Origin of the sequence: Prochlorococcus marinus str. MIT 0918 (genome assembly GCF_027359415.1) — a bacterium.
Classification (GTDB): domain Bacteria; phylum Cyanobacteriota; class Cyanobacteriia; order PCC-6307; family Cyanobiaceae; genus Prochlorococcus_E; species Prochlorococcus_E marinus_C.
Window position 1 is genome coordinate 165,060 of record NZ_CP114780.1, and the last position, 22,685, is coordinate 187,744.

Here is a 22,685-nt window from a genome sequence, read left to right on the forward strand (position 1 = left end):
TTCCAAGCAAAGTAATTGCAATACAATGAACCACTCTACCTGGATATATTCTTATCACTTGTTACATTGAATAAGTCTTCTTCATTATTCAACGTTTTCTAGAAAAGAAAAAGATTTTATGTTTTTTGAAACTTTCCTCTAATGGTGCTTGATTCTATATCAAAGCCAAGATTTACTGGGATTTTAATTCACCCATCTTCTTTGCCAAGCAAAGATATTTGTGGGACTTTTGGAGAATCTGCTAGGACTTTTATTAAGTTGCTTGCTGAGAATCATATAAGTGTTTGGCAATTCTTACCTCTTACTCCAACTGATTCAACTGGTTCCCCTTATAGTTCTCCTTCTTGTTTTGCTTTAAATCCTTGGTTAATTGATTTAGATGATCTCATAGAAGATGGTTTTTTGCCTTCTTCAATTATTAATGAATTCTCAAATATAACTACTGAAAATAATATTGATAAGATTGATTTTGGTAAAGCACAAATAAAAAGTTATAAAATTGGTCAAGCTTTGGTTAGATCATGGAAAGGTCAAAATATAAAACATCATAATGAATTTCTGGAATGGTCCTCCAATCAATTTTGGCTGGAGAATCATTCTTGTTTTATGGAATTAAGGCGTCAATTTAAGGGAATTCCATGGTGGGAGTGGCCAGAACCTTTTTCTTCTTTTAGAAGTAATGAATTAAGTCTTTGGAAACTTAAGTATAAAGATAATTTGTTAGAGCATTCTTTATTGCAATGGCATTTAAATCGCCAATGGAATAAATTAAGGTCTTTATCAAAGGATCTGGGAGTTCTGCTTTTTGGAGACCTGCCTTTTTATGTTTCAAGAGATAGTGCAGATGTATGGGCAAATCGATCACTTTTTTCAGTACTTGCTAAAGGTAATTTAGATAAACAAAGTGGTGTTCCACCAGATTACTTTTCTGAAACAGGCCAACTTTGGGGAACCCCTGTATACCGTTGGAGTAAACATAAGAGAACAAATTTTAGTTGGTGGAGAAGTCGATTTAAAAGGCAATGGTCACAAGTTGATTTGTTGCGTTTAGATCATTTTAGGGCTCTTGATTCATATTGGTCTGTCCCAGGGGATCATAAAACTGCAAAAAATGGATGTTGGATTCCATCACCTGGATTGGAATTAATTTCCCATTTGAAAAAAGATTTTGGTGCCAATCTTCCATTGGTGGCAGAAGATCTTGGCGTAATAACTTCCAATGTTAAGAAGCTACGTGATTACTTTGGTTTCCCAGGTATGAAAATTCTTCAATTTGCATTTGATGGAAATTTAGATAACCCTTATTTGCCAGAAAACATTAAAGGTTATAAGTGGATTGTATATTCTGGAACTCATGATAATGCGACTACTAATGGTTGGTGGGAAGAGTCTGATAATGAAGTTAGGGAAATGGTAAACAATAGAGATAAAGGAACTTATAATTCTCCGGCTTGGAAATTAATAGAGATTGGAATGAACACAAAAACCTTTCTGTTTGTTTGTCCTGTGCAAGATGTTCTTTCTTTAGGAAATGAGGCAAGACTAAATAAGCCAGGTACAATTGGTTTTAATTGGTCTTGGAGATTAAAAGATTTTAATGATGATTTTAGAATGTCGATAAAGAAATATGGAGAACTTTCTGATAAATGTGGACGTTCTTTTAAGAATATTCATTCTTTATTGATTTAATATATATCATATCAATTTTCATTTCATTATTCTTCTATTTCTTTCATTAGTATAGATGGATTTTCTTCATTGATATTATTAAAATATAATGGATTGGTTGTAAGAACATTTTTCTTTGCTAAATAAATTTGGTAAACATTTAGAAAAAAGATTGAGATTAATATGCAGAAAAAATAATACAAGTTATATCTTGAATAATATATTGATTGATTTTCTTTCATCTTAAAATGATTCACATTTAAACCTTTATTGGCTTTTATATCTGCAAAGAGTAATTTTTCCAGTATAGTTTCCTCAATATTTAGTTCTTTTTCAAGTATCTTTAACATAGATATTAGATATGTTCTTTCTGGTAGATTTTCTATCCAGCCATTTTCTATTGATTCAATGACCGTGACTGATATCTTTGTTCTTTGAGAAAGTGTTATTATATTAATTCCATTTTGCTCTCTTTGTTCTCTGAGCAATAGGCCTGCTTTTTGAATAGACTCTTTATCTGGATATTTATTTTTTTGAATTACTAGTTTAATTTTTGAATCATTCTTGATCCATCTAAACATATTTAACATCAGAAGAGTATTTTACTGATATTTTTATTTTAGCAACATTTCCCATTCTTGATTATCTAGACATCTCCAACTACCTTCATTTAGGTTACCTAGTTTGATATTTGATATTGATACCCTCTTAAGGTCGATTACTGCATGTTTTAACTGTTGCCCTATGCGTCTGATTTGCTTATTCCTGCCTTCAAATAAAGTTATTTCTAGAAGACTTTTATATTTACTTTGTTTTTTTAATTTCACAAGAGCCTTTTTTGTCTTTTTACCATCAATATATATACCTTCCCTCCATAGATTTAAAGTCTCTTCGTTAGGTAAACCTTTTACCCAGACTTGATATATTTTACTATGATTATATTTCGGATGAGTTAGTTGATATGTTAATAAACCATTATTGGATATTAAAAGAGCACCTCTACTATTTAAATCCAGTCTCCCTACAGGATACATACCTGGTCTTAATTCTTTAGGGAGTAGATCTATTACAGTTTTTCTATTATGAGTATCATTACATGTACAAATTATACCTTGTGGCTTATTGATAAGAATTACTTTGCTTTTTATATTTTTTGGAATAATAAAATTATCTATCCTAATTATATCTACTAATGGATTGGCTTTCTCACCAATCTCTGCTTGTTTATTATTTACATAGACCCTTTTTGAATAAATTAACATCTCAGCTTTTCGTCTAGAACATATACCTGAGCCCCCAATAATCTTTTGTATTCTTTCTTCCATCGTAAATATATTTTAATAGGAATTTATCTTTAAGGAATTATGTAGATATATTTTTATTTATTTAATAATAGAATTCATACGAGCCATCAAATTATTTACTATTTGTTCTGGCATGAATTTCTTTAGCAACACATTGCCTAATTGTTTCACATCTGTTGCATTGAACTCATCATTTTTTATAAGAGACATTAGAAATTTTTTTCTTATTTTAACACCCTTAGAACTAACAAGTAATTTTATTCCATTTTTTGCTACTGGAATTAATTCAGTACTGCCAGAAGATGAGTTGACTTCTATAACATCTAAAAGAGCTTCTATTCTATCTACTCTAATTTGATTTTCTTTATCAAAAATGATGTCCATTAGAATAGAAACCATTTCTTCGTTCTGTTCTGTTAAAAGCCTTTTTGCTACATATGGGTATGCAAATCTAATTATTTTAAACTCTGGGTCTAATTTCAATGCTAGGCCTTCTTGGCTTACTACTGCTCTAATTATAAGTGCAAATCTAGCTGGTACTCTAAAAGGATAGTCAAACATTAATTCTGAAAACTTATCGGTTATTGTTTTTATATTAAATGAATTAACTTCTTTATTAATAACACCCCCTAAAATCTCTTCTAATACTGGCGCTAACTTATTTATATCTTCTCTTTCAGAGAGAAATCCTAATTTTTTAAAATCATTTGCTAAGGATATGAAATCTTGGTTAACTAAATGAACAATTGCACCAGTTAATATTATTCGATCGTTATCATTAATAGAATCCATCATTCCAAAGTCTACGTAACCTATTTTCCCTTCAGAATTCTTTTCCCCTTGTAGAGCAAAAAGATTTCCTGGATGTGGGTCTGCATGAAAATAACCAAATTCAAGTAATTGTTGAATTCCGCTTATTACAGCAGTTCGAATAATTGATGTGGGATTAATTCCCTTTGATAAAAGTGCTTCTCTATCTTGAATTTTTGTACCTTCAATCCAACTTGTTGTTATAACTTTCTTAGAAGAAATGATTTTTTCTACTATAGGAACTTTTATTAGCTTATTATTCTTAAAAATCTCTGCAAACCTTTCTGCATTTTCAGCTTCTTGTTCATAATCAATTTCTTTATATAGACTTAAGCCAAATTCATCAACTATTTCATCTAGGCCGAATCCAAGGTTAAGAGGAAGAAATGGAGAAGCAAATATACTTAATAGTCTTATTAATACTAAATCTCTTCTAATAATAAATTCTAAATTTGGTCTTTGTATTTTGACAGCAACCCAGTAATTAGAATTCAATTTTGCCTTGTATACTTGACCAAGACTTGCTGAAGCTACAGATTTCAAAGGGAAGAAATCAAATATTTCTTCAGTTGGTTTTCCAATTTCCTTTTCAAAAATTTTTTTTGCTTCTATATGATTAAAAGCTGGTAGGTCATCTTGAAGTTTTGTAAGTTCATCTAACCAGATCTTATTTACTAAGTCAGGCCTTGTTGATAATGCTTGTCCTAATTTTATAAAACAAGGACCTAATTCTATAATTGTTTTTAATAGGTTTTTGGCCAGACTTTTTTGAATCTTTTCATCTTGATTCCTAGAATTTACTATAAGTTGTATTGAGAATAATATTATTGAGCTGAAAATTTGTATTAGTCTAGGTATCCATATCCATGGTCTGAAAAATAACCAAATGAAATCACCTTGAGGGTCATAGATCATTTTTAATGATTTTCTCTGTTTTGAAGATGACTTATGAGACTTATTCACAGTTTAATTTTCATATGTATGTAATTTTCTTGAAAAAGTGCAAAGAGGTTTCATGAGGCTTTCTGCCTTATTAAATTTAAAGCGCGGTAAGAATTTATTTTTACCTGCACATGGTAGAGGAAATGCTTTGCCTCGAGATATAAAGAAGTTATTAAAAAGCAAGCCAGGAAGTTGGGACTTGCCTGAACTCCCTGATATTGGGGGGCCAACTTGTTTAGGTGGAGCAGTTTCTCTAAGCCAGAAGGAGAGTGCATTGGCTATTGGAGCAGATAGAGGTTGGTATGGAGTCAATGGTGCTACTGGTCTTTTGCAGTCGGCTCTTTTAGCCATGTCTAAGCCTAAACAATCAATTTTAATGCCTCGCAATGTTCATAAATCCATTATTCAGGCATGTATTCTTGGTGATATTAGACCAGTACTCTTTGACCTTCCTTATTTGGAGGATAGAGGTCATTTTTTGCCTACAGATATCTTTTGGTTCAAGAAGATCTTTGAATGTATTTCTAATGAGTCTATTGAATTATCAGCTGTTGTATTAACAAACCCAACTTATCAAGGTTATTCAGCTGATTTGCATCCTCTGGTCCAATTAATTCATAAAAAAGGATTACCTGTTTTAGTAGATGAAGCGCATGGGACTCATTTCTCAACCTCAGTTGATCTTCTTTTACCTAAATCTTCCTTAAGAGCTGGGGCTGATCTTGTAGTGCATTCATTACATAAGTCGGCTTTAGGTCTTGGACAAACTGCTGCATTATGGCTTCAAGGAGATTTGGTAGACCCTGAAATTTTAGAAAAAAATATAGCTTGTTTGCAAACTACAAGCCCTAGTGCATTGTTACTTGCATCTTGTGAGGCAGCTTTAAATCAATGGCAAACCCCTTCAGGATTAAATAAACTGGCTAATACTTTAACTAGTGCAAGGGAAATTTCATTAAAACTAAGAGACCTAGGATTGCCTTTACTTGAGAATCAAGACCCTTTAAGAATTATTTTGCATACGGCTTCAAGAGGAATCAGTGGTTTAGACGCAGACAGTTGGTTTTTAAACAGAGGTTTAATAGGAGAGTTGCCTGAGCCAGGAACTATTACTTTTTGCCTTGGATTTTCAAAACATAGAGGATTGAGCCAAGTTATTAAGAGGAATTGGGATCGGCTTCTTTCTTCAAATATTCCAAAAAATTGTTTTCCTCCTTTTAAAAAACCAAAATTTCCTTTGATAACAAGTCCTCAAATTTCTTGTTTATCGGCTTTTAAAGCTGATTCGGAAATGGTTCCTCTTTCAGAGGCTGTTGGTAGAATTTCCTCTAATTTAATTTCTCCTTATCCTCCTGGTGTTCCAATACTTGTACCTGGTGAGTTATTGGACCAAAATCGTGTTAACTGGATGATGGAACATAGGTTTTTTTGGCCTGATCAGATCCCATCTAAAATCATGGTAATTAAATAATGACTTCAGGTTCATATAGCAAAAGAGTTCTAAGTGGTGTTTTAGTTGGTATGTTTGGGTTGATTGTTGTAGGTCTTGGAGGAATTTGGTTTACGTTTGCTTTAGGGCTGATAGTACATCTTGCTCTTATTGAGTATTTTCGAATGACTGAATTTACAGGCATTAAGCCTGCAACAAAGACAACACTTTTGACTTGTCAGATTTTATTAATAACAACATATTTAGGAATAAATGGTTATATTCCAGAGGAACTTGCAAACGCTGTTTTACCACTTTCTGGAGCTGCAATATGTGGATGGTTGCTTTTGCAACCAATAGCAGGTTCTATTGCTGATATAGCAGCCTCAATCTTTGGACTTTTTTATTTAGGATTTCTACCAAGTTATTGGATTAGATTAAGAAACTTACCCGATATTGATTTGATTTTATCTAAAGAATTTGTTTCTTCTAATATTTCTTTAATAGAGAATTTTGGCATGATTATTACTTTGATATCTTGTTTAATGATAGTTGCATCAGATATTGGATCTTATTTTTTTGGAGGATTCTTTGGTAAACACCCTTTGTCTTCCATATCACCGTCGAAGACAATAGAAGGAGCAATATTTGGGGTTATTTGTGCTATTGCAGTAGGGCTAATATCAGCTTTTATAATTCAAATTAATCATGGATTAGTTATGGGGATAATATTAGGTCTTTTTGTAGGTTTGTTTGCAATTGTAGGGGATCTAATAGAATCAATGATGAAACGTGATGCAGGATTAAAAGATTCTGGAGATGCTTTACCAGGTCATGGTGGTATTCTTGATAGGATAGATAGTTATCTTTTTACACCAGCTATAGTTTATTATTTAATTAAAATGATTGCAGAATTTTATAATTAGTTTTATGGCTTAACAGTTGATGAAATTTTAACAGTTAGTAACTGGTTTTTTAGAAAAACTTTATTAAAGAAAATCGACTTATCCATAGGTAGGTATTCTTCTCTAGAGCTTTTAATTTCTTTGATTATCAATTTTCCTTGTTTTGTTTTTAAGTCAAATAGATTTTCTTGCGAGTTAGTTTCAGGTTTAGACTCTGATTGTATTTTTATTAGGTTATTGCAAATATTTATTGAAGTGAGTTTAGGTAGGAGTAAGAATTTACTTTTCATCCAAGTTTGTAACCAAGAAAACTCATTTTTTAGAATTATTTTTTGCAAATGGTTGCTAGCCAGAACTATTTCACTGGTTATGTTGAACTCTTTTTTGATTTTGATTTTATTATTATTAACTGCCATCAAATTAAGTTTTAAACTAACATCTTCAGCTATTAATTTTATTGATTTAAAGTCTAAATTCTTGAAAATAATATTCTCTGCATTTAAATCTATAGAAGAGAATTGATAGTTAAATAGTGATAAGGAGATTCCAGCTAGGTTTACTTTTAGGTTTTGAATAGATTTACATTTACTTTTAATCCAATAAGTAATTGCTATTTCCAGAAGATTTGATTTAGTTTTTAGATTAGTTATTTTGTTCACTATTAACCAAACTCTTCTAAGCAGTATTTGGCGACAAGATAAGGAGAATCGATATGCGGTAGATGGCCACATTGAGGAATGGACTCATGTGAGCAATTTAAAAGTTTTATGCATTTATCTCTGGAACTTTTAGTAAGTATTCTGTCTTCTTCACCCCATATTATTTTTGTTGATTGTTTTGGTAATGGTAAGCCACAATTAGAAATCCCACCTTTTCTCGCAAAAGCAGCTAATGATTCTTTCCATCCAGGCATATTAGTGTGTATAGAGGCAATTTGTAATTCTGGAGCGCTTACGTCTTTTGGATTAGCAAAAGCCTGCTTACATAATTGCTTTCTTACAAAAGCTTGCTTTAAAAAACATGCCCCTAATAAATCAAATGGTGGGTATATAGGGCTGGGAGGGTCTGTTAAACCTGCAGGTGAAAGTAGCAATAACTTATTGATCGTTTTAGGAATTTCTCGGGCAAGTTTAATAGCGATTCCTCCACCCATGGAGGCTCCGACGAGACTAACATTTGAATTTATATTTAATACTTCTAATATTTTTTTTAAATGAGTAATGATTGAGTCAATTCCATATTCAGTATGCTTAGGCCGAGGACAAAACCCAAAACCAAATAAATCAGGAATTATTAGCATGAATTTGTCTTTGAGTAATGGAGTTAATCTTCTAAACTCTAAGAAACAGCTATCAAATCCATGAAGAAGTAATAGTGGCTTCCCTTCCCCAACTACTGCTATTGGATAAAGTTCACTTTTGCTATCTGATAACCCATCAAGATAGGCCCATTTGACACACTTAGTTAAGTTGACCGCAAGAGGATCTAATAATTCTTTTTCAATTTTATTTAGTTCATTCTTAGACGTTGTTAACTCTTTATTGAAGAAGATATCTTTAAGTTCCATTACTTAGTCTTTACTACATCTATTGTTGTTTTATTTATATCGAGTATTGCTTTCTTGAGAATTTCCTTATCAATTTTAAAAGGCATATTATGTATATCAGAGTTTTTATTACAAGAAAAAGAACAAGCATTGTCAAGCTCTCTGAGGCTATAATTTTCTAGTCCTAATGATGTTAGATTGGTTGGCAAATCTAGCTCTTTAAGTAATTTTGTGATTTGTTTTTTTGATTGATAAGCTAATTGGTTATTTGAAAAGAGTTCTTCTAGTCTAAGTTGAACTAATATTCCAAACCCAACTATTTCTCCATGAAGAGGTTTTTTTGAAAAACTTAATTGAGTGAGCCCATTGTGTACAGCATGAGCAGCAGATGTTCTACATTTAGGCCCGCCTATACCACCAATAAGCCCAGCAGTAAGTGAACACCCCTCGGCTACTTTCTCCCATGATTTACTATAAGGATTCTTTAGTGCTTCATAGCCATCAAGTAATAATTGATCTCTCAAAACCCTTGCCATTTGTACAGCTTGTTGAACTAGACCATCATCTGACTTGCCACTGCTAATTGAAGATTCATACCACTTTGCAAGGGCATCTGCTATACCACTTGCAAGTAATCTTTTTGGTGCTTTTCTTACTAATTGATGATCGAAGATTATAAGCTTGGGACATGTATTCAGGCTTTGATCTTTAATGAATGCTCCCTTTGAAGAATAAATATTAGATAAAGCAGTCCAACCAGCACAAGTTGAAGCACTAAGAGGAATTGTTATACAAGGTAAATTCAGTCTATAAGCTAATAACTTTCCAGCATCTAATACTTTCCCTCCTCCTGATGCAATGATTGCATCACAATTATTTTCATTTGCGATTTCATATATACGTTTTAGATCTATTTCACAACAATCAAATTTGAGTTGGGCGTTAATAGAAACTACATGACAATTTCTCAGTTGATCAGTTAAAAGTTTACGAATGCCTAATGTATCTTTACTTCTACCTAGAAATAGAGGCTTTTTACAAATCTGAGGGATAATTGTTTTTGCTTGTTCCCAAGCATTTTCGCCACGTATAACATTTTCAGGAGCTATCTTATGCAAAATATTTTTGATTTGCATATTATATTACTTCTATTTAATTAAACACTTGCAGTAGCAAGCTCATTTTTGTTTTGACCTTTTTTAAGTAACTTAACAATGACTTTTTTATTTTCATCAATATCGACTTCAGCTTCATCGCCATCTTTAATTCTTCCAGATAAAAATTCTTCTGCAAGACTATCTTCCAAAAGTCTCATTACAGCTCTTCTCAGAGGCCTAGCACCATATGATGGGTTGTATCCTTCTTCTACCAACCTTTCTTTAAAAGATTCTGATACATTTAAACAAATTCCTTTGCTTTGAATTCTAGAGAATACTTCTTTTAACATTATTTCTGCGATATCTTTAACTTCATTTCTAGTAAGTTGTCTAAATACTATTATTTCATCTAATCTATTTAGAAATTCTGGCCTAAAGTATTGTTTTAGCTCTTCATTTACAAGGGATTTAATTCTATTATATTGGCTTTCTTCTGCACTATCCCCTTCTAGTTCAAACCCCAATCCTCCACCGCCTTTTTCAATAACTTTAGAGCCTATATTCGAGGTCATTATTATAAGTGTATTTTTAAAATCAACAGTTCTTCCTTTTGAATCTGTCAGTCTACCTTCTTCTAATAATTGTAGAAGAAGGTTAAATACATCTGGATGAGCTTTTTCAATCTCATCAAATAAAACAACAGTGTATGGCCTTCTCCTAACAGCTTCTGTAAGTTGACCACCTTCATTGAACCCTACATATCCAGGGGGGGATCCTATTAACTTACTTACAGTATGTCTTTCCATAAATTCAGACATATCTAAACGAATCATTGCTTCTTCACTGCCAAAGAAATATGCTGCAAGTGCTTTTGTTAGTTCTGTTTTTCCTACTCCAGTAGGACCTGAAAAAATAAAGCTTGCTATAGGTCTATTTGGATTTTTAAGGCCAACTCTTGCTCTTCTTATTGCTTTGGAAACTGATTTAACGGCTTCATCTTGACCAATCAATCTTTGATGAAGAGTATCTTCCATATTTAACAGTTTTACTGATTCACTTTCTGTAAGTTTTTGTACAGGTACACCAGTCCATGATGCAACTATATGAGCAATATCTTCTTCATTTACTAATGGCATGTTTTGATTGTTATCATCAATATCTTTTTCTATTGTTTGATTTTTATCTTTATCTACATTTAAATTATTTATTTGAGCTTTGTTTGTAGTTGGCTGTTGCTTTGCATTATCTAAAATGGATCTAATTTGATTTCTTAAATCAACTTCCTTTTCTCTTAGCTCACCTGCTTGTGTGAAATTTTGCTCTCTTACAGCTTCTTCTTTTTCTTTTTGTACTTTTCTTAATTCCTTATCAACTTGCTTTGCTTCTGGAGGTAGCTTCGAGTTTAAAAGTCTAACTCTGCTTCCTGCTTCATCTATTAAATCTATAGCTTTGTCAGGTAAGAATCGATCTGAAATATATCTATCACCTAAGTTCGCTGCGGCATCTAATGCTTCATCAGTAATTTTTAATCTGTGATGTTGTTCATATCGTTCTCTAAGTCCACGAAGTATTTCTACAGTATCTTCTATAGAGGGTTCACCAATCATTACTGGTTGAAACCTTCTTTCTAAGGCAGCATCTCTTTCTATATGTTTACGATATTCATCTAAAGTTGTGGCTCCAATGCATTGGAGTTCACCTCTGGCTAAAGCAGGTTTGAGTATATTTGCAGCATCAATTGCTCCCTCTGCTGCACCAGCTCCAATTAAGGTATGTACTTCATCTATAACAAGAATAACGTTTCCAGCTGATTTTATTTCTTCCATAATTTTTTTTAGTCTTTCTTCAAATTCACCTCTGTATTTTGTTCCTGCAACCAATAAACCAATATCAAGAGTTAATACTCTTTTCTCTTCAAGTATATCTGGGGTGTCTCCTTGTTGAATTCTTTGAGCTAGACCTTCTGCAATAGCAGTTTTGCCTACGCCTGGTTCACCTATTAATACAGGATTGTTTTTAGTTCTCCTTCCTAATATTTGGATGACCCTGTCTATTTCATCATGACGTCCAACTACTGGATCAAGTTTAGATTCACTTGCGAGTTTAGTTAGGTTTGTTCCAAATTCATCAAGGGTTGCTGTTTTTAAGGAACCTTTAGTGGAGCCACCACCACCACCACCACCTGTCGATACATCTGCTGTCTCACCAAGCATGCGAATTACTTGAGTCCTTACTTTTGTTAGGTCAACACCAAGATTTTCTAAGACTCTTGCGGCTACGCCTTCTCCTTCACGAATTAGGCCAAGTAAGAGATGTTCTGTCCCTATATAATTGTGTCCTAATTGCCTTGCTTCTTCTAAAGAAAGTTCAAGAACTCTTTTTGCTCTAGGAGTAAATGGAATTTCTACAGCTACAAAACCTGAACCCCGGCCAATAATTTTTTCAACTTCTACTCTTGAATCTTTAAGGTTTACACCCATGGATTTTAAAACTTTTGCAGCAACACCAGTTCCTTCTCCAATAAGGCCAAGAAGGATTTGTTCAGTGCCTACAAAATTATGACCAAGTCTTCTGGCCTCTTCTTGGGCCAACATGATCACTTTGATGGCTTTTTCGGTAAACCTTTCGAACATGGTCTACGCATTTATGCATATATATCTAATTTATCAGGATTAAGCTAAGAATGTGTTTGAGGTTAGCTTTCGTATATACCGTAATTTTTTAGAATCTAAATGTTTTATGCCTTGAAAAAGCTTTTCCAGAAGTAAAAAACATATCAAATATTACTCGAGTATGTATTTTATTAATTTTGATTTTATAGAACACGCTTATATATAAATGCATTTTTATGGTCTTTATAGTATTTTTCTCTGCAACTTATTTTTGTAAAGTCAAGACTTTTATAAAGTAATATTGCCGCAGAGTTGTCTTCCTTAACTTCTAAAAATGCTGTTTTAGCTCCATTAATAGTTGCTCTATCCAATAAAGAAGAAATAAGTCTCTTCCCTTCTCCTTGTTTCCTATATAAGGGGTGAACTGCTACAAAAGTGATATCTAACTCATCTAAAACTAGGTAACCGCATGATATGCCAATTAACTTTTCATGTTTTATTATTCCAAGGCAAATCCTAGAAGGATCAGTTAATGCACTACGCCACTGATTCTTGTTCCAGATGCCATGAAGGGTAATAAGATCTAGACAAACACATAAATCTAAATGTTTTATTTTTAATTGAAGTACTTGTGTTTGCATATATATATAGTTTTTTGTTTGATATGTTTTTTTTAATAGAATTCAAAATGAGAGAAACAATGCTCAAAACTTTAGTCTATTAAAAAAATTCATGTCTACCTCAATACCTTTTGAAGAGTGTCAGGATAAAGCAAGTCCTAATAAAAATATTGCTCCACTCACAGCCGAACTTGATGATGCGAAAAGATTAGTAGTTGGTGGATGTAGGTTGAGTCATTTGGCTGAGGAATATGGGACACCCCTTTATGTACTTGATGAATTAACGATAAGGAAATCATGTAGAGCTTATAAAGAAGCAATGGATAAACATTATAAAGGTGAATCACTTCCATTGTATGCTTCAAAGGCAAATAGTTCTTTGGCTTTAAGCAGCATTATTTCATCAGAGGGAATGGGTATTGATGTTGTTTCTGAAGGGGAATTGATTACTGCAATAAGAGGGGGTGTGCCTAGTCAGAATATTGTTTTTCATGGTAACAATAAGTCAAAATGTGAGTTAAATCTCGCATATCAAAATGGTTCGATTATTGTTATTGATAATCAGAATGATATTGAACTTTTAAAAGATATAGCTAGTCAAAATATTAAGAAAGCAAGACTTATGTTGAGGTTTACTCCAGGAATAGAATGCCATACTCATGAATACATTAAGACTGGACGTATAGATAGTAAATTTGGTTTTGATCCTGATGAATTAGAAGATATTTTTGTTCAATTTAAAGAAATAAAGTGGGGCGAATTAATTGGCTTACATGCTCATATAGGTTCGCAAATTTTTGAATTGCAACCTCATATTGATCTTGTTGAAGTTATGGTGAACGCATTGGAGCTAGGTAAATCCTACGGGCACTCGTTAGAAAAACTTAATATTGGAGGTGGGCTTGGAGTTAAATATGTTTCTTCAGATGACCCACCTTCGATTGCGAACTGGATTGAAGTTATCTCAAAAGAAGTATGTGTGGCTTGTGAAAAAAGGTCGCTTAAGCTGCCTTTATTAATGTGTGAACCTGGAAGATCTATTGTTGCTACAGCAGGATTAACTCTTTACAGAATAGGTGCAAAAAAGAATATCCCTGGAATCAAGACATATGTATCTGTTGATGGTGGAATGAGTGATAACCCTCGACCAATAACATATGAATCTTTGTATTCAGCTTGTCTTGTCGATAGACCATTAGCTCAGTCTGAAGGAAAAGTTACTGTTGCTGGTAAACATTGTGAATCAGGCGATGTGTTGTTGAAAGACTTTTCTTTGCCAAATTGTAAAACTGGAGAAGTTTTGAGTGTTTTTGGTACTGGTGCATATAATTTTTCAATGAGTTCTAATTACAATCGAATACCCAAACCAGCAGCCATAATTGTTGCAAACGGGAAGTCTGAATTAATTCAACGTAGAGAATTACCTGAAGATCTATTGCGATATGACATTCTTCCGGATCGCTTTATTCAAAATATTAGTTAAGTTAGGGGAAATTGGGCCTATGGATTGAACATTTGGTGGTTAATAAATCTGCGCTTTTTGCTAGATGCTGTTTTTGCTTCAGCATTAGCAATTGTACTTTTTTCTAGAGTTAAGGAGCCAAGAACCCTTTGGCTTCTTAGAGGTTACTTATTTCTTGCATCATTAGCTTGGTGTGTTCAAAGATATGCGAATCTTCCAATTACTTCAAAATTGGTTGATGCACTTCTCCTTGCGTGTTCACTTTCATTAGCAATTTTATGGCAGGGAGAACTTAGGCGATTAATGGAATTGCTTGGAACAGGTCGATTGGCTGTTCTTTTAGGTAATACTCAAAAAGGTTTTCAATCTAATACAAGTACAGTTACACAATTAGCTGAAGCAGCAGGAAGACTTTCTCAAAACAGAAGAGGAGCTTTAATTGTATTAGATATGGGAAGTGATTTGAGACCAGAGGACTTTCTGTATTCTGGAGTACCAATAGATGCTGAAGTGTCTACAGAATTATTATTAAATTTATTTGCTGCAGAAACCCCTTTGCATGATGGAGCTGTTTTGCTTAAAGGAAATAGGATTATTTCTGCAGGGGTTATTCTTCCTTTATCTAGGCAAAGTATTAGTCGATATGGGACTAGACATCTTGCAGCGCTGGGGATTACAGAAAGATTTGATAGATGTATTTGTGTAGTGGTTTCAGAAGAAACAGGTACACTGTCATTGGCAAATCAGGGAAGATTAGAAAGACCTATTACAAGCAGTAGGCTTTTAGATCTTCTTAAGGAGTTTATGAGCGCTTCGAGTGTCTCAGTAGTTTCCAAAGCGACACAAGCTTCTAGTAATTCTTCTAAGCCTTTGCCTTATAGTTCGGATGCCCCCTCTATAAATAAAAAGTCTGATTTATCTTCTGACCAAACATAAGGATACTTTCAAATGACAAGATCTTCTGCAATTGGTGCTGATAATGAAGTTGTTATATCACCTTTGCCAAGGGTTTTAGATCCTCATCGATTGCCAAATCATATTGCCATAATTATGGATGGTAATGGTCGATGGGCTAATGAAAGGAGGTTGCCTAGGGCTATGGGGCATAGCGCTGGAGTTGATGCATTAAAAAGAACTTTACGTTTATGTAGTGATTGGGGAATAAATGTTTTAACTGTATATGCTTTTTCTACCGAGAATTGGTCTAGGCCAAGAGAGGAAGTTAATTTTCTAATGTCTCTTTTCGAGAGAGTTCTTAAGAAAGAGTTGCAATCTTTAAATTTAAAGAAAGTTCGTATTGATTTTCTTGGAGATTTGGATCAACTTCCAAGTCGTTTGCAAGATCTTATTAATGAGGCTACTGAAGTTACTGCAAAAAATAATGGGATTTGCTTTAATGTATGCACTAATTATGGCGGCAGACGTGAATTGGTTTTAGCAGCACAAAGATTAGCTCTTAAAGCTGTTGAAGGAGATTTAGATCCTAATTTGATAGATGAGAACATTTTTGCTTCTGAACTTTTAACAGCTAACTCAGGAGACCCTGATTTACTTATTCGTACAAGTGGAGAGCGAAGGTTAAGTAACTTTTTGTTATGGCAATTAGCATATTCAGAAATACATGTTACAGATATATATTGGCCTGATTTTGATGTTAAGGATTTAACTAGTGCGCTTCTTGATTATCAATCAAGAACGAGAAGATTTGGTGGGGTGGAACCTATGCCCCCTAATGATATATAGCCTTAGCTTTATATATTATGACTTTAATTAATTCAACTAATCAAATATCTCAAGACATTAAACTTCGTTTTGATTGGACTTTAGTAGAGATACAAGAGCTTTTGGAAAAGCCCTTATTTAACTTGCTTTGGGAAGCTCAGGTTATACATAGAAAAGTAAATCCAGAGTACAATGTTCAACTTGCATCTCTTTTAAGCGTAAAGACAGGTGGCTGTGAAGAGGATTGTGCTTATTGTTCCCAGTCTATTCATAACAGTAGTGATGTAACTAACCAGATTGATTACGATGTTAAAGGTGTTTTGAATAGAGCTAAAGCTGCTAAACAAGCTGGAGCCGATAGATTTTGCATGGGATGGGCTTGGCGTGAAATACGCGATGGAAAGCCTTTTGATTCAATGCTTGAAATGGTTAGAGGTGTTAGATCTTTGGGATTAGAAGCTTGTGTTACCGGCGGAATGCTTACTGATAAACAAGCTTTACGTCTTGCTGAGGCTGGGTTGAATGCTTATAATCACAACCTTGATACAAGTCCCGAATATTATGAAAATATTATTTCTACACGTACATATCAAGAACGTTTAGAAACATTGAACAAAGTTCGAAATGCTGGGATAACAGTTTGTTGTGGAGGAATTATTGGTATGGGGGAAACAATTAAAGATAGAGCTTCTTTGCTTAAAGTACTTGCTACTATGAATCCTCATCCGGAAAGTGTTCCTATTAATGCTTTAGTGCCTGTTGAAGGAACTCCTTTGGAAAATATTCAAGAAGTAGATTCATTAGAGATGGTTCGAATGGTTGCTACTGCAAGAATACTTATGCCAAAAAGTCGCGTGAGACTTAGTGCTGGCCGTGAGCAACTTGGTAAAGAATCACAGATTCTTTGTTTGCTTGCTGGAGCTGATTCTATTTTCTATGGAGACTCTTTACTGACAACAAGCAATCCATCCGTTCAGTCTGATAGAGATTTATTGTCTTCGGCAGGAGTATCAGTTAACTGGGATTTATATGATTCATAATATAAAAGAAGAAGAGATAGACAATAAGTACAAGGTAGCAGCCTTTTATAGTTTCTCACCTATTAATGAAGAGTTAATACCTTCATTATTGTCTCAAATAAGAAGTCTAGCCCAGGAACATGATTTACGAGGAACTATTATTATTGCCTTAGAAGGAATAAATGGAACGATTTGTGGCTCGAATAATGGAATTACAGCTATGCATAAGCAATTGAATTCTTTAATGCTTGCTCCTCCCTTAGATATCAAGTTCAGCTTTACTTCAAAGCAAGCATTTCGACGCTTTAAAGCTCGCCGAAAGAATGAAATTGTGACTATGGGTATGGATGGAATAAATCCTAATAAGTTTTCTGGAAAGTATGTTGAACCAAAAGATTGGAATGCTTTTATTGATGACCCTCAAACTCTTGTAATTGATACTAGAAATGAATATGAAGTGGGGATAGGAAGTTTTCAGGGTGCAATAAACCCTCATACTCAGTCTTTTAGTGAATTTCCTAGATGGGTTGAAAAAAAATTACGACCTCTTCTCAACCAAAAACATCCACAGAAAATTGCTATGTTCTGCACAGGAGGTATTCGTTGCGAGAAAGCAACTTCCCTGTTGATAAAGGAAGGATTTGAAGAGATTTATCATCTCCATGGTGGTATTCTTAATTATTTAGCTGAAGTCCCAATTGACAAGAGTCGTTGGCATGGAGAATGTTTCGTTTTTGACCATAGAGTTGCTTTGGATCATTCATTGAGCCCAGGAGTTCATCGGCTGTGTTTTGCATGTGGGATGCCTCTCTCCCCAGAAGATATTCAAAAAACAAATTACTTACCAGGTATTCAATGTCACTATTGTAAAGAACTTTTTAGTGATGATGATCGTGATCGCTTTCGAGAAAGACAAAAATATATTACTGAAATTAAAAATCGTCAACCTAGTAATAATAATTGGCCTAGTGCATGACTTCTGCACTTTTAAACCTCGAGAAAGAAGCCTCTTTATCAGGTCTTATTCTGAGGATTCAAGTTGGCCGTCCACTTAACTTATGGACTATGAGATTAGTAGTTGGTAAGTATTTAAACCCTCAAAAGGTACAACTTTTGGGTGAGATGAAAGGTTGGGCTTATCAACATTTTAGTGGATTGCAACTTGATACTATGTTGGTGAAAGATAGTGCTCCGGCAGCAGTTGGGCATTTAATATGGGCTGCAACAATGGCTTGGGCCCTTGAAGAAACACCTTGTAAAAAAGCAAGATTATTAGCTATTCATGATGATGATCAGCAGCATAAGATTTTAATTCGTTATTTTCAAAGAAGAAAATTTAGAATAGTTAAAGAGGTTGGAGCCTCTTTTTTTGATTTGCCATATAGATTAGTTTGGGGGGGAGCAGGCAGCCTTATGGTTGGAGATTGCAATGAGGTTTATGAATACAGTAAACATCTTTGGCAAGTTCATAATGGATAAATTTTTATTATTTTTGCTCTGAAGCATGATAACTACTTCTTACTAGAGGTCCACTATTTATTTTTTTGAATCCTAAGCTATTAGCTATTTTAGCTAAATGTTCAAATTCATTTGGATGCCAATACCTTTGAACTGGTATATGTGTAAGTGAAGGCCGTAAATATTGGCCAATAGTAATTTGTTGACAATTTACTGATCGAAGATCTTGCAGTACTTGAACAACTTCGCGCTCGTTTTCTCCCAGACCAACCATTAACCCTGACTTTGTTGGAATACTATTGTCAAGTTCACTGGCGGCTTGTAATAGATCAAGAGATCTTTTGTAGGTTGCACCTCTGCGGACAGATTTCTGTAGACGTTCAACTGTTTCAATGTTGTGATTGAAGCAAATAGGCTTTGCATCAAGGACTGTTTTTAACCTTTCTTTTTGAGCTTTAACTCCTTCGGAGTTTTTAACATGGCCACCCCAGAAATCAGGGGTTAACACTTCAATGTCTATATGTTGATTAATCTTTCTGATTTCAAAGATTGTTTTTGTAAATAGAGAAGCCCCATGGTCAGGGAGATCATCTCTAGCGACAGAGGTTAATACTACATATTTAAGCTTTAATTGATTAACTGCATCTGCTACTCGTCTTGCTTCATTAGGATCAAGTCTTAATGGAGTCATTCCTTTTTCTACTTGGCAAAAAGCACAGCTTCTAGTGCATATAGATCCTCCCAAAAGAAATGTTGCTGTTCCAGAGGCATAGCATTCTCCACGATTCGGACAACGAGCTTCCTCACATATGGTATTTAATTGGTTTTCTTTAATTAATTTTTGCATCCTTTCTAATTGAGACGCTGTTCCAATAGAAGGTTTTATCCAATTTGGAAGCCTTTGAGTGGGAAGAATTTCAGTGAATTTATTTGGTTTAGTTTTTTGAGACATAGCTGTTTTATTTTTGTAGTTATTCAATTTCCCTGCGCCCTTCAATTGCTCGCGTTAAAGTTACTTCATCAGCATATTCAAGTTCGCTACCTACAGGTAAACCATATGCAATTCTCGTTACCTTAACAAAAGGCTTTAATAGCCTTGCAAGATAAAGACTTGTGGTGTCCCCTTCAACACTTGGTGTAAGAGCTAGTATTACTTCTGATGAATTTTCGCTACTTACTCTTTTAACCAATGCAGTTATGTTTAATAATTCTGGTCCAATCCCATCCATAGGGGAAATAAGGCCTCCAAGTACGTGATATACCCCTTGGTATTCACGAGTTCTTTCTAGAGCAATTAAGTCTCTTGAGTCAGCGATAACACAAATTAAAGATGAGTTTCTTTTCGAATTCAGACATATTTCACATACAGTTTGTGCTGTGAGATGAAAACATTTTTCACATTGCCCTACTTTGTTTCTGGCATTGAGAAGTGCAGAAGAAAAAGTTTTGATTTTTTCTTCTGGCTGTTTTAATAAATGTAGCGCTAGTCTTTGTGCTGTCCTTGGACCAATCCCAGGCAGTTGTTCGAATTGATCTATAAGGTGGGCTAATGGGCGTGTAAAGCTGCTCAGGGTTCTTTAGGCAGATATAATAAGAATTTAATCTCTCTTGGAACTTAAAGTGGAATTTACTAATTCTTCTATAAGTAAGTAAATTGTTGTTATTGATAGTTTTTATACATAAATCCTATGAGAAATCTTATGAAGTCTTCACTGAGGTTTGTTGTATTGCTTGTGATTGCTTTATTCATTGGGGCCTGCAGCTCAGGGGTTACAGCAGGCTTGGAAGCCTTTCAAAGCAATGATGGACGTTATGGTTTCTTTTATCCTACAGGCTGGACACGCATAAACATTCAAGATGGGCCTGAAGTAGTCTTTCACGATCTAATAAATAGTGATGAGACTTTAAGTCTTGTTGTATCTGATCTTTCTAATGATATTGAGCTTAAGAACATTGGAAGTCCAGAAGAGGTGGGGGAAAAAATGATAAATGACTTATTGGCACCTTCTGGAGGTGACAGACAAGCAGAATTAATAGATACTTCTTCTCGAGAAGTTGATGGGCATATTTTTTATGATATTGAATATTTGATTCATCTCCCAGAGAAAGATCGTCATGAATTAGCAACTGTTGTAGTTGATAGAGGTTCATTATTTAGTTTTGCTGCTGGCACCAATGAAATTAGATGGAACAAAGTTGAGAATATCTTTAAACGTGTTATAAGTTCGTTTAGTTTCTTTATATAAATATTTTCTTACTTATGAAGTAGTTCTAGGAAAAATTAAGTTTCAGTTATATTATCTCACCAGCCTGAACTTTCCAAAGTTGAGAATAAATACCTTTAAGTTTTAATAAGTCAAAATGATTGCCTACTTCAATAATAGATCCTTTATCTAAAACTACAATTTTATCTGCATTTTTTATAGTACTAAGCCTGTGAGCAATGACTATAGTGGTTCTATTCGATGTTATTTTGGATAGTGATCTTTGAATCGCTGCTTCTGTTTCATTGTCAACAGATGCAGTTGCTTCATCAAGTATCAAAATAGGAGCATTTTTAAGAATTGCCCTTGCCAGGGCTATTCGTTGACATTGTCCACCAGATAATTTTTGCCCTCTTTCTCCAACAAGAGTTTTATACTCTTGTGGTAAATTCTCAATAAATTCTGCAGCTTCTGATAGTTTTGCAGCATGTTTAATTTGATTGAAAGATGCTTGAGTACTACCATAAGCAATGTTTTCTTCTATTGTTCCATGAAACAAATATATTTCTTGGCTTACCAGAGCTATAGATCTTCTTAAGTCAGAAAGATTATATTTATTTATAGCGATATTATCTAATTTTATTTCACCTGAGTCAATATCATAAAGTCTTAGGATTAATTTAACTAAACTACTTTTACCAGATCCTGTAGATCCTACAATTCCTACAGTTGTTCCAGCTTCTATATTTAAATTGAAATTATTAAGCAGATCAGACCTGTCGTTATATTTAAAATATACATTTTTAAAACTTATATTTCCTTTGATATTATTTGGGCTAATTCTCATTGATCCTCCAGAAATTCTTATTGGCTTATCTATAAGATTTAGAACTCTATTTGCTGAGGCCATAGATCTTTGATATTCGTCAAGAACGTGCCCAAGTGTTGTTAATGGCCATAGTAATCTTTGTGTGATGAATACAAGAAAACTATAAATTCCAACTTCTAAACTTCCTCTCCAGGCTTGAAACCCACCAACTAATAATATTGCAAGAAAAGCAAACAAAATTGCAAATCTAATTAAAGGTATAAATGCAGCAGATAATCTAATTGCTTGTTTATTGCTTTTTTGATATGCATGGCTATCTATACTGAGCCTTTGAAGTTCCCATGATTCAGTGGCAAAACTTTTAATTGTTAACATTCCTCCGAGGTTATTGCTTAAGCGGGCAGCTAAATCACCCGCTTTTTCTCTTACATCTTTATATTTAGGAGCGAGTCTTTTTTGAAATATTATTGATCCCCATAGAATTATTGGAATAGGTAAAAATGCAAGTAAGGCAACACCTGGTGCTAAGAATGCCATTGCACTTCCAACTAATATAACAGTGACAAATAGTTGAAGTAATTGATTTGCTCCTTGATCAAAAAATCTTTCTAGTTGATTAATATCATCATTTAAAATAGCTAATAAACGCCCAGAGCTATCACTTTCAAAAAAAGACATTTCAAGATCTTGCAAATGATTATAAGCTTTGATTCTCAAATTGTGTTGCGTTGTTTGTGCCAAATTTCTCCATAATATGCCATATAGATATTCAAAAAATGATTCAGCTGTCCAAATAATAAAAGAAGCAATAGCAAGTGTAAATAATTGAGATGGAACTCCTTTAACCCCAATACTTGCAAGCCATGATGATTCTTCTCTTACTACTACATCAATTGATATACCTATTAGTACAGGTGGTGCTAGATCAAAAAGTTTATTAAATATTGAACAAGCTATTGCTAAATAGATAGTTGATTTTTGCTCAGACTGGCTTTTTAAAAGTCTAAGTAGTGATTCACTTATCAAGTTGGTTTTTAAGATCATATTATTTGAAGATT

At 33.8% G+C, this 22,685-nt stretch carries 21 protein-coding genes; 10 read left to right on the forward strand and 11 right to left on the reverse strand.

From position 1 onward, the window contains the following. The first annotated feature begins 141 nt into the window (after positions 1-141). Complete coding sequence (gene malQ / locus O5636_RS01045) at positions 142-1,689, forward strand: 4-alpha-glucanotransferase (RefSeq protein ID WP_269622776.1); 1,548 nt, start codon at positions 142-144, stop codon at positions 1,687-1,689. Between the two features lie 26 nt (positions 1,690-1,715). Here the strand turns inward: malQ and O5636_RS01050 are convergent, their stop codons facing one another. From O5636_RS01050 to O5636_RS01060, 3 genes are read right to left on the reverse strand one after another with little or no spacing between them, the layout of a single operon-like run. Beyond that, the gene (locus tag O5636_RS01050) at positions 1,716-2,249 is read right to left on the reverse strand and encodes a helix-turn-helix domain-containing protein (protein ID WP_269622777.1); all 534 of its coding nucleotides are present in this window, start codon (positions 2,247-2,249) and stop codon (positions 1,716-1,718) included. A 33-nt stretch (positions 2,250-2,282) separates the two neighbouring features. Then, complete coding sequence (locus O5636_RS01055) at positions 2,283-2,993, reverse strand: pseudouridine synthase (RefSeq protein ID WP_269622778.1); 711 nt, start codon at positions 2,991-2,993, stop codon at positions 2,283-2,285. A 57-nt stretch (positions 2,994-3,050) separates the two neighbouring features. Continuing rightward, complete coding sequence (locus O5636_RS01060; protein ID WP_269623601.1) at positions 3,051-4,697, reverse strand: ABC1 kinase family protein; 1,647 nt, start codon at positions 4,695-4,697, stop codon at positions 3,051-3,053. Positions 4,698-4,797: 100 nt separating this feature from the next. On the opposite strand from O5636_RS01060, the gene O5636_RS01065 reads away from it, so the two are divergent. Together O5636_RS01065 and O5636_RS01070 are read left to right on the forward strand one after the other, a co-directional pair. Then, complete coding sequence (locus O5636_RS01065; RefSeq protein WP_269622779.1) at positions 4,798-6,195, forward strand: aminotransferase class I/II-fold pyridoxal phosphate-dependent enzyme; 1,398 nt, start codon at positions 4,798-4,800, stop codon at positions 6,193-6,195. Continuing rightward, the gene (locus O5636_RS01070; RefSeq protein WP_269622780.1) at positions 6,195-7,079 is read left to right on the forward strand and encodes a phosphatidate cytidylyltransferase; all 885 of its coding nucleotides are present in this window, start codon (positions 6,195-6,197) and stop codon (positions 7,077-7,079) included. The genes O5636_RS01065 and O5636_RS01070 overlap by 1 nt, the downstream gene beginning before the upstream one ends. A 2-nt stretch (positions 7,080-7,081) precedes the next feature. Here O5636_RS01070 and O5636_RS01075 read toward each other — a convergent pair whose 3' ends face one another. The 5 genes from O5636_RS01075 to O5636_RS01095 all read right to left on the reverse strand — a co-directional run bounded on the left by O5636_RS01075 (position 7,082) and on the right by O5636_RS01095 (position 12,954). Continuing rightward, on the reverse strand, positions 7,082-7,717 hold the full coding sequence (locus O5636_RS01075) for a hypothetical protein (RefSeq protein WP_269622781.1): 636 nt from the start codon (positions 7,715-7,717) through the stop codon (positions 7,082-7,084). Positions 7,718-7,719: 2 nt separating this feature from the next. Continuing rightward, complete coding sequence (locus O5636_RS01080) at positions 7,720-8,625, reverse strand: alpha/beta fold hydrolase (protein WP_269622782.1); 906 nt, start codon at positions 8,623-8,625, stop codon at positions 7,720-7,722. Further along, positions 8,625-9,740: an iron-containing alcohol dehydrogenase family protein gene (locus O5636_RS01085; protein WP_269622783.1), complete on the reverse strand. Its 1,116-nt coding sequence runs from the start codon at positions 9,738-9,740 to the stop codon at positions 8,625-8,627. The genes O5636_RS01080 and O5636_RS01085 overlap by 1 nt, the downstream gene beginning before the upstream one ends. A gap of 20 nt (positions 9,741-9,760) precedes the next feature. Then, positions 9,761-12,334, reverse strand: a complete 2,574-nt coding sequence (locus tag O5636_RS01090; protein WP_269622784.1) for an ATP-dependent Clp protease ATP-binding subunit — start codon at positions 12,332-12,334, stop codon at positions 9,761-9,763. A gap of 182 nt (positions 12,335-12,516) precedes the next feature. After that, the gene (locus tag O5636_RS01095) at positions 12,517-12,954 is read right to left on the reverse strand and encodes a GNAT family N-acetyltransferase (protein ID WP_269622785.1); all 438 of its coding nucleotides are present in this window, start codon (positions 12,952-12,954) and stop codon (positions 12,517-12,519) included. Positions 12,955-13,045: 91 nt separating this feature from the next. Between O5636_RS01095 and lysA the strand changes: the two genes are divergently transcribed. Genes lysA through O5636_RS01125 form a run of 6 tightly spaced genes read left to right on the forward strand, consistent with a single transcriptional unit; the run spans position 13,046 to position 18,615 of the window. Continuing rightward, complete coding sequence (gene lysA, locus O5636_RS01100; protein ID WP_269622786.1) at positions 13,046-14,416, forward strand: diaminopimelate decarboxylase; 1,371 nt, start codon at positions 13,046-13,048, stop codon at positions 14,414-14,416. Positions 14,417-14,440: 24 nt separating this feature from the next. Then, positions 14,441-15,331, forward strand: coding sequence for a diadenylate cyclase CdaA (cdaA, locus tag O5636_RS01105; protein ID WP_269622787.1), 891 nt, complete (start codon positions 14,441-14,443; stop codon positions 15,329-15,331). 12 nt (positions 15,332-15,343) lie between these two features. Further along, a complete protein-coding gene (locus O5636_RS01110) occupies positions 15,344-16,138 on the forward strand; it encodes an isoprenyl transferase (RefSeq protein ID WP_269622788.1) in 795 nt (264 codons plus the stop codon). A gap of 17 nt (positions 16,139-16,155) precedes the next feature. Next, positions 16,156-17,157 carry a biotin synthase BioB gene (gene bioB / locus O5636_RS01115; protein WP_269622789.1) on the forward strand — a complete coding sequence of 334 codons (1,002 nt, stop codon included), beginning with the start codon at positions 16,156-16,158 and terminating at the stop codon, positions 17,155-17,157. Continuing rightward, a complete protein-coding gene (locus tag O5636_RS01120) occupies positions 17,147-18,112 on the forward strand; it encodes a rhodanese-related sulfurtransferase (protein WP_269622790.1) in 966 nt (321 codons plus the stop codon). Before bioB ends, O5636_RS01120 begins: the two co-directional genes overlap by 11 nt. Next, on the forward strand, positions 18,109-18,615 hold the full coding sequence (locus O5636_RS01125) for a hypothetical protein (RefSeq protein ID WP_269622791.1): 507 nt from the start codon (positions 18,109-18,111) through the stop codon (positions 18,613-18,615). The genes O5636_RS01120 and O5636_RS01125 overlap by 4 nt, the downstream gene beginning before the upstream one ends. Before the next feature lie 7 nt (positions 18,616-18,622). Here O5636_RS01125 and lipA read toward each other — a convergent pair whose 3' ends face one another. Next, on the reverse strand, positions 18,623-19,546 hold the full coding sequence (gene lipA, locus O5636_RS01130; protein WP_269622792.1) for a lipoyl synthase: 924 nt from the start codon (positions 19,544-19,546) through the stop codon (positions 18,623-18,625). A gap of 19 nt (positions 19,547-19,565) precedes the next feature. Next, positions 19,566-20,165: a recombination mediator RecR gene (recR, locus tag O5636_RS01135; protein WP_269623602.1), complete on the reverse strand. Its 600-nt coding sequence runs from the start codon at positions 20,163-20,165 to the stop codon at positions 19,566-19,568. Positions 20,166-20,282: 117 nt separating this feature from the next. Between recR and psbP the strand changes: the two genes are divergently transcribed. After that, positions 20,283-20,840 (forward strand): photosystem II reaction center PsbP, encoded by a 558-nt coding sequence (psbP, locus tag O5636_RS01140; protein ID WP_269622793.1) that lies wholly within the window; start codon positions 20,283-20,285, stop codon positions 20,838-20,840. A 46-nt stretch (positions 20,841-20,886) separates the two neighbouring features. Here the strand turns inward: psbP and O5636_RS01145 are convergent, their stop codons facing one another. Further along, the gene (locus O5636_RS01145) at positions 20,887-22,671 is read right to left on the reverse strand and encodes an ABC transporter ATP-binding protein (RefSeq protein ID WP_269622794.1); all 1,785 of its coding nucleotides are present in this window, start codon (positions 22,669-22,671) and stop codon (positions 20,887-20,889) included. Between the last annotated feature and the right edge of the window lie 14 nt (positions 22,672-22,685).

Excerpts from the sequence above, each read along its gene's own strand:
- malQ (WP_269622776.1), top strand. The coding sequence starts at position 142 with ATGGTGCTTGATTCTATATCAAAGCCAAGATTTACTGGGATTTTAATT.
- O5636_RS01125 (WP_269622791.1), top strand. The coding sequence starts at position 18,109 with ATGACTTCTGCACTTTTAAACCTCGAGAAAGAAGCCTCTTTATCAGGT.
- O5636_RS01080 (WP_269622782.1), bottom strand. The coding sequence starts at position 8,625 with ATGGAACTTAAAGATATCTTCTTCAATAAAGAGTTAACAACGTCTAAG.
- O5636_RS01060 (WP_269623601.1), bottom strand. The coding sequence starts at position 4,697 with ATGATCTATGACCCTCAAGGTGATTTCATTTGGTTATTTTTCAGACCA.
- O5636_RS01050 (WP_269622777.1), bottom strand. The coding sequence starts at position 2,249 with ATGTTTAGATGGATCAAGAATGATTCAAAAATTAAACTAGTAATTCAA.
- bioB (WP_269622789.1), top strand. The coding sequence starts at position 16,156 with ATGACTTTAATTAATTCAACTAATCAAATATCTCAAGACATTAAACTT.
- O5636_RS01110 (WP_269622788.1), top strand. The coding sequence starts at position 15,344 with ATGACAAGATCTTCTGCAATTGGTGCTGATAATGAAGTTGTTATATCA.
- O5636_RS01070 (WP_269622780.1), top strand. The coding sequence starts at position 6,195 with ATGACTTCAGGTTCATATAGCAAAAGAGTTCTAAGTGGTGTTTTAGTT.
- O5636_RS01085 (WP_269622783.1), bottom strand. The coding sequence starts at position 9,740 with ATGCAAATCAAAAATATTTTGCATAAGATAGCTCCTGAAAATGTTATA.
- lysA (WP_269622786.1), top strand. The coding sequence starts at position 13,046 with ATGTCTACCTCAATACCTTTTGAAGAGTGTCAGGATAAAGCAAGTCCT.
- lipA (WP_269622792.1), bottom strand. The coding sequence starts at position 19,546 with ATGTCTCAAAAAACTAAACCAAATAAATTCACTGAAATTCTTCCCACT.
- O5636_RS01055 (WP_269622778.1), bottom strand. The coding sequence starts at position 2,993 with ATGGAAGAAAGAATACAAAAGATTATTGGGGGCTCAGGTATATGTTCT.
- O5636_RS01120 (WP_269622790.1), top strand. The coding sequence starts at position 17,147 with ATGATTCATAATATAAAAGAAGAAGAGATAGACAATAAGTACAAGGTA.
- O5636_RS01090 (WP_269622784.1), bottom strand. The coding sequence starts at position 12,334 with ATGTTCGAAAGGTTTACCGAAAAAGCCATCAAAGTGATCATGTTGGCC.
- psbP (WP_269622793.1), top strand. The coding sequence starts at position 20,283 with ATGAGAAATCTTATGAAGTCTTCACTGAGGTTTGTTGTATTGCTTGTG.
- O5636_RS01145 (WP_269622794.1), bottom strand. The coding sequence starts at position 22,671 with ATGATCTTAAAAACCAACTTGATAAGTGAATCACTACTTAGACTTTTA.
- O5636_RS01065 (WP_269622779.1), top strand. The coding sequence starts at position 4,798 with ATGAGGCTTTCTGCCTTATTAAATTTAAAGCGCGGTAAGAATTTATTT.
- O5636_RS01095 (WP_269622785.1), bottom strand. The coding sequence starts at position 12,954 with ATGCAAACACAAGTACTTCAATTAAAAATAAAACATTTAGATTTATGT.